8 protein-coding genes are annotated in these 5910 nt (G+C 43.8%); 5 read left to right on the plus strand and 3 right to left on the minus strand.

The genetic code is table 11. The features are described from left to right. Nucleotides 1–130: 130 nt before the first annotated feature. Together mraY and UYI_RS0114250 are read right to left on the minus strand one after the other, a co-directional pair. On the minus strand, nt 131–1234 hold the full coding sequence (gene mraY, locus UYI_RS0114245) for a phospho-N-acetylmuramoyl-pentapeptide-transferase (RefSeq protein WP_016867322.1): 1104 nt from the start codon (nt 1232–1234) through the stop codon (nt 131–133). Between the two features lie 82 nt (nt 1235–1316). Continuing rightward, nucleotides 1317–1559 carry a DUF3134 domain-containing protein gene (locus tag UYI_RS0114250; RefSeq protein ID WP_016867323.1) on the minus strand — a complete coding sequence of 81 codons (243 nt, stop codon included), beginning with the start codon at nt 1557–1559 and terminating at the stop codon, nt 1317–1319. Between the two features lie 370 nt (nt 1560–1929). Here UYI_RS0114250 and UYI_RS0114255 point away from each other — a divergent pair, with 370 nt between their 5' ends. From UYI_RS0114255 to mdh, 5 genes are all read left to right on the plus strand, one after another. Further along, nucleotides 1930–2514 (plus strand): PAP/fibrillin family protein, encoded by a 585-nt coding sequence (locus tag UYI_RS0114255; RefSeq protein WP_016867324.1) that lies wholly within the window; start codon nt 1930–1932, stop codon nt 2512–2514. 293 nt (nt 2515–2807) lie between these two features. Beyond that, nucleotides 2808–3026 (plus strand): photosystem I reaction center subunit IV, encoded by a 219-nt coding sequence (locus tag UYI_RS0114260; protein ID WP_016867325.1) that lies wholly within the window; start codon nt 2808–2810, stop codon nt 3024–3026. 169 nt (nt 3027–3195) lie between these two features. After that, on the plus strand, nt 3196–4161 hold the full coding sequence (locus UYI_RS0114265; RefSeq protein WP_016867326.1) for a DNA-formamidopyrimidine glycosylase: 966 nt from the start codon (nt 3196–3198) through the stop codon (nt 4159–4161). Nucleotides 4162–4277: 116 nt separating this feature from the next. Then, nucleotides 4278–4493 (plus strand): NAD(P)H-quinone oxidoreductase subunit O, encoded by a 216-nt coding sequence (gene ndhO, locus UYI_RS0114270; protein ID WP_009455621.1) that lies wholly within the window; start codon nt 4278–4280, stop codon nt 4491–4493. Between the two features lie 18 nt (nt 4494–4511). After that, a complete protein-coding gene (gene mdh / locus UYI_RS0114275) occupies nt 4512–5501 on the plus strand; it encodes a malate dehydrogenase (protein ID WP_016867327.1) in 990 nt (329 codons plus the stop codon). Nucleotides 5502–5590: 89 nt separating this feature from the next. On the opposite strand, the gene UYI_RS0114280 is transcribed toward mdh, so the two are convergent. Next, the coding region (locus UYI_RS0114280) for a hypothetical protein (protein WP_016867328.1) at nt 5591–5910 on the minus strand (320 nt) is incomplete at its 5' end.

A 5910-nucleotide genomic window follows, 5' to 3' on the forward strand; every position in this document is an offset into this window, starting at 1 on the left:
TCTCCTTACCAAGGAGAGGGGTGGCGTAGCTGGGGTGAGGTGACTTTTAAGCCAGAGGGCAGAAGGTTTAAATTAAAATAACCTCCTTTACATAAGGAGGTTATTTGCTGTGATGATTTGTGTCGAAATCTCAGAATTTGCTGATCGCTAAACAGATGACAGCCAAAATAGTACTGATGATGTAGAAAACGGCTACTACTTGTAATTCTGACCAACCTGAAAGTTCCAGGTGATGGTGTAGTGGAGCCATTTTCAACAAACGTTTGCCTTTGCCATCAGGACCTTTTGTAGCTTTGTAGTAGCTAACTTGTGCCATTACAGACAGGGTTTCTACAAAGAAAATCCCGCTCAAAATGAATAGTGCTACTAGACTGTTAGTTAGCAATCCCACAGCCGCTAATGCGCCTCCCAGGGCGAGAGAACCAGTATCTCCCATGAAAACGCGGGCTGGGTTGCGGTTGTGTGCCAAAAAGCCTAAGCAAGCACCACTCAAAGCAGCGCAGAAAATCATCAGTTCGGGTGAAGTGGAACCAATCAGCGCACCTAATGCCAGTAATGCGATCGCTACTGTTCCTGCTGCCAATCCATCAATACCATCTGTTAAGTTAGTAGCATTGCTCTCTGCTACTAACACAAAGCCCGCCAGAGGCCAGAACAGCAAGCCTAAAGGTAAAAAGAAGCCCAAAGGTAAAGCTAAATTTGTGATATTAGCAGGTTGATTGAAAAGCAGCCATAAACAGAAAAGAACCGCAAAGCCAATCTGTAGAAAAAGCTTCATCCGAGGGGAAATACCCTTGTTGGATTTACGGCGCAAAATTTGCCAATCGTCGAGCCAGCCAATTAATCCGTAACCTAACGTCAATCCCGAAACTGCCAATACATTTGTATTAAAGTTTGATAATATACAAGCAGCTATCACCCCAACAGGAACAAAAAAGATACCACCCATTGTCGGCGTACCTGCTTTTTTCAAGTGGGCTTGAGGGCCGTCTTCGCGAATTATTTGCCCTGTTTTGAGTGCTTGCAGCATTGGCACAACAAAAAAGCCCACGGCTGCTGAAATGACAGCGCATAATAGAAATGGCAAGGTGAGGGAAAAAGTGTTAGCCCACGGCAATCTATTTGCCATGCCATCCAAAACTAACGCTGCGACACTTAACCCTACACCTAAAACAGAAACTAAACCTATGCCAGAAATATTCAACCCCTGGTCAGGAGATAATTTAGCGTCCACGGTTGTTTCCCCTCACTCCACACTTGTACGACAGATGAACAATAGGGACTCGTTAAGATGTTGACTCTTTAGTCTTTACTGACTACTCTTCGTCTGGAACGATATCATCATCGTCATCAAAGTCATAATCGGCTATACCGTCATCACCACCCAAAAATTCCGAAATTTCTTCTTCGTTATCTTCACTAAAATCTAGCTCTTGGGTATCACGCGCTATCAGACGACCACTATTTTGCAACCAATCCAAAATGGAGGACTCTTGCTTTAATGGTATTACAGCAGCACGTTGATTGCGAGGTTCTTCGCGTAATGGGGAATTTAGCATATTAGACTTAGGATACAAGGAGTGCCATTATAGCTTGACATTAAGAGTCTATCACTTGATACGGAAGATTTTAGTTGATCATTCAACGAGTTACTTCCAAAATCCGACAAAATTTTTTGTTTTTACTATCAATCTAAGTAAATAGTGACAGTAACTTTGTGATTAGGCATCTTGCAAAAGTAACAATTACAGTAAGTAATTTTGGGTAAAAGTTAAAGAGTAAGGGTAAAGGAAAAATTAATACCTTTAATTGTTTGGCTTTTCTCTTTTCCTGACTTCTGCAAAAAGCTTATTGATACAGTGCAATACACAAAGATATTAACTTCTTGTTGTTCTTGATTGAGACTAATACTGTTTTAGGTGACAGGTGATGTTCACAAAAGCGACTTTATTAGAAGCAATTGCTGGTAAAAATCGTGGTCTTTTGGCAAGCGAACAGGATAAGCAAGCTATTTTAGTCGCGATCGCCAACTTAGAAGACCTTAACCCCACACCGCGTCCGGTGGAAGCTGGCGATTTACTTGATGGCAATTGGCGACTTCTTTATACCACCAGCAAGGCCCTTTTGAATCTTGATCGCTTTCCTTTATACAAGCTTGGAGAAATCTATCAGTGTATTCGCGTTAACACTAATAGCGTTTACAACATAGCCGAAATTTATGGTTTACCCTTACTTGAAGGTTTAGTCAGCGTCGCTGCTAAGTTTGAACCAGTTTCAGGCCGTCGTGTCCAAGTTAAATTTGAGCGATCAATAGTTAGCTTCCAACGTTTAATTGACTACAAGTCTCCTGACAAATATATCCAACAAATAGAAGCTGGTCAGAAGTTGACTGCGATTGATTTTTCTCTCAACAGCAACGAACAACAAGGCTGGTTGGATATCACTTATTTAGATAACGACTTACGAATTGGCAGGGGTAACGAGGGTAGTGTATTTGTTTTAACCAAAGCATAGGTTGAAAAAAAATTTTTGTTTGCGACTGAAGGATATTCCATGATTTGGGTATTGTCAAGGAGGGTGTGACACCCTATTTGTTGGGAGATAGGGAGGTGGGGAGTGTGAGGGGTGTGGGGAGTGTGAGGGGTGTGGGGAGTGTGGGAATAACCACTAACCACTAACCACTAACACTTGACCATTGACCATTGACAAATAACTTAACAAAGCTTCTGCCAGAGGCGCTGTGATTGTACAGTGAAATCAATTAGCCTTAATACGTTGGCAATTGATAATAAAAAGGGAACAAACTCATGGTTCAACGTGGTTCTAAAGTACGCATTCTCCGTCCAGAATCCTACTGGTTTCAGGATGTAGGCACTGTTGCATCTATCGAGCAAGGTGGTACTAGCAGATACCCAGTGATTGTCCGCTTTGAGAAAGTGAATTATGCTGGCGTGAACACAAATAACTTTGCTGAAGACGAGTTAGTAGAGGTGGAAGCACCAAAGGCAAAAGCTAAAAAAGCCTAAGGGTTAGAAACCTCCAAAAAAACTTAATGGGGTGATTTTCGGGAGTAAAGCAGAGGGTAGAGAGTCAAGGCTTTGATTCAATACTCACTGTAGACTACTCCCGATTTTAGTGTCTGCCAAAAAACCACAGTACTTGTCACAATAAGCTTGTTGTCAATAATTAGCTTAGATGCCTGAGTTGCCTGAAGTTGAAACAGTCCGGCGGGGTCTAAATCAATTGACCCTCAACCAAGAAATCACGGGTGGGGACGTACTGCTGCATCGGACGATCGCTTATCCGTTTTCAGTAGATGATTTTGTTACTGGTATCAAGGGAAGTGCGATCGCTACTTGGCATCGTCGCGGCAAATATCTTCTCGCCGAACTTACTCTTCCTTTAATAGATAAGGGACAGGGAGGACAGGGAGGACAAGGAGGAGAGATTGCTTCCTTGTCTTCCCCCACTCCTCACACTCCACCCTACGGAAAGCCGCTTATGCGTCTACACACTCCTCATACTCCCCCCACGAGTTACTTAGGCATTCACCTACGTATGACCGGTCAACTACTGTGGTTACGACGAGACGAACCATTACACAAGCACACGCGAGTCAGATTATTCTTTCAAGATGGGTGGGAATTGCGCTTTGTTGATCAGCGTACCTTTGGTCAAATGTGGTGGGTGTCAGCAAATCAAGCACCAGAAAGCATTATCACTGGTTTAGCAAAACTAGCAGCAGACCCCTTTTCACCAGAATTTACAGTTGAGTATTTAGCCGAGAAACTCAAAAACAAACGTCGTCCAATCAAAACAGCCTTATTAGATCAATCTGTGGTGGCAGGATTAGGCAATATATATGCCGATGAAGCGTTGTTCATGAGTGGCATACTACCAGAAACAATGTGTATAGATTTGCAGCGAGAGCAAATCGAAAAGCTGCGATCGCAGATAATTAAAGTATTAGAAACCAGTATCGAAGCTGGTGGAACGACTTTTAGTAATTTCCTCAACGTCAAGGGCATTAACGGTAACTACGGTGGTGTAGCATGGGTTTACAACCGTACTGGCGAACCCTGTCGTGTTTGCGGGACTGAGATTCAACAGACAAGATTAGCTGGTAGATCTAGTCATTTTTGTTTGCAGTGTCAACGGTAATTGTTAGTGGTTAGTGGTTAGTGGTTGATGATTCCAAACAACTAACAACTAACAACTAACACCACTTGCCAAGATAGAATTCTGTATAGCAATCGATACACTCAAGAGGGGAATATATGCCTGTAAAACGTGGAGATATGGTTCGCGTGATTCGCGAGAAGTTAGAAAACAGTGTAGAAGCAAAAGCCAGCGATACTCGCTTTCCTGATTATATATTTGACAGTAAAGGCGAAATCGTAGATATCAAAGGTGATTATGCCTTTGTCAAGTTTGGGAAAGTACCAACGCCGAATATTTGGTTGCGTTTAGATCAACTTGAAGAATTTAAGTAGAATTATCAGTAAAAATTTATGTATACTTCCCCTTCCTCCCCGATTCTGTGTTATTCACCCCGTGTCACCATTATTGGTGCTGGTAGAGTTGGCAGTACCCTTGCCCAACGCATTGCTGAAAAAAATCTTGCAGATGTCGTGTTACTGGATATTCTTCAGGGAATGCCCCAAGGACTAGCACTGGATTTGATGGAGGCGAGGGGAATTGAAATGCATAACCGTCAGATTATCGGTACTAATGACTATGCCGATACTACTGGTTCGGAGATTGTGGTGATTACGGCAGGTTTTCCCCGCAAACCAGGTATGAGTCGCGATGATCTGTTACGGACAAATGCCAAGATTGTTGTGGAAGCAGCCAAGCAAGCGATCGCTCACTCTCCTGATGCCATATTTATTGTTGTCACCAATCCTTTAGATGTAATGACATATTTAGCATGGCAAGCAACAGGATTATCACGCGATCGCATCATGGGTATGGCAGGCGTGTTAGACTCGGCGCGGTTTGAAACTTTCATTGCGATGGAACTAGGAGTATTGCCACGTGATGTCAAGACGATGGTATTGGGTAGCCACGGTGATTTGATGGTTCCCTTGCCACGTTTTGCTACTGTCAACGGCATTCCGCTTACAGAATTGCTAGATCAAGCTACAATTGAACGCTTGGTAGAACGTACCCGCCACGGCGGTGCAGAAATTGTGGAATTAATGCAAACAGGTGGTGCGTTTTTTGCCCCTGCTTCTGCTACTTGCATGATGGTGGAATCGATTTTATTAAATCAGTCGCGTTTGTTACCTGTAACAGTGGCTCTTACGGGAGAATACGGTTTAGAAGATGTGGCGATCGGTGTTCCCTGTCGGTTGGGATGTGGTGGAATTGCCAGTGTGTTGGAATTGGATCTCAGCGATGAGGAGATGGGGGCACTGCGTATTTCAGCGGAGTCGGTGCAGCAGAATATTGTTCGGGCGCAGGAAATTTTGATGGTTTCAACAGGTAATGCACAATAAAAAGTCAGGAGTCGGAATAAATAAATTCCTGACTCCTGATTTCTGAATTTTTGTTGTAGTTGCAACTTGAACTTGAATGAATTTACTAATTAGCGGTAATCCTCATCTGCTGGATCGCCGTAGGGGTCTTCACTGGCAGGACGGACATTGCCATAATAGCCTTGGTCAGCAGGGTCGCCGTAAGGATCTTGGCTAGCGGGAATGGTGTTGCCGTAATATCCTTGGTCAGAACCGTAATAGCCTTGGTCAGCAGGGTCGCCGTAGGGGTCTTCGCTGGCAGGGCGGACGTTGCCATAATATCCTTGGTCAGCAGGGTCGCCGTAAGGATCTTGGCTAGCGGGAATGGTGTTGCCGTAATATCCCTGGTCAGCACCGTAATATCCTTGGTCAGCAGGGTCGCCGTAGGGGT

It is taken from the genome of Fischerella muscicola PCC 7414 (genome assembly GCF_000317205.1).
Classification (GTDB): Bacteria; Cyanobacteriota; Cyanobacteriia; order Cyanobacteriales; family Nostocaceae; genus Fischerella; species Fischerella muscicola.

Coding starts and splice junctions, on each gene's coding strand:
- UYI_RS0114260 (WP_016867325.1), top strand. CDS start 2,808: ATGGTTCAACGTGGTTCTAAAGTACGCATTCTCCGTCCAGAATCCTAC.
- mdh (WP_016867327.1), top strand. CDS start 4,512: ATGTATACTTCCCCTTCCTCCCCGATTCTGTGTTATTCACCCCGTGTC.
- UYI_RS0114250 (WP_016867323.1), bottom strand. CDS start 1,559: ATGCTAAATTCCCCATTACGCGAAGAACCTCGCAATCAACGTGCTGCT.
- ndhO (WP_009455621.1), top strand. CDS start 4,278: ATGCCTGTAAAACGTGGAGATATGGTTCGCGTGATTCGCGAGAAGTTA.
- UYI_RS0114255 (WP_016867324.1), top strand. CDS start 1,930: ATGTTCACAAAAGCGACTTTATTAGAAGCAATTGCTGGTAAAAATCGT.
- UYI_RS0114265 (WP_016867326.1), top strand. CDS start 3,196: ATGCCTGAGTTGCCTGAAGTTGAAACAGTCCGGCGGGGTCTAAATCAA.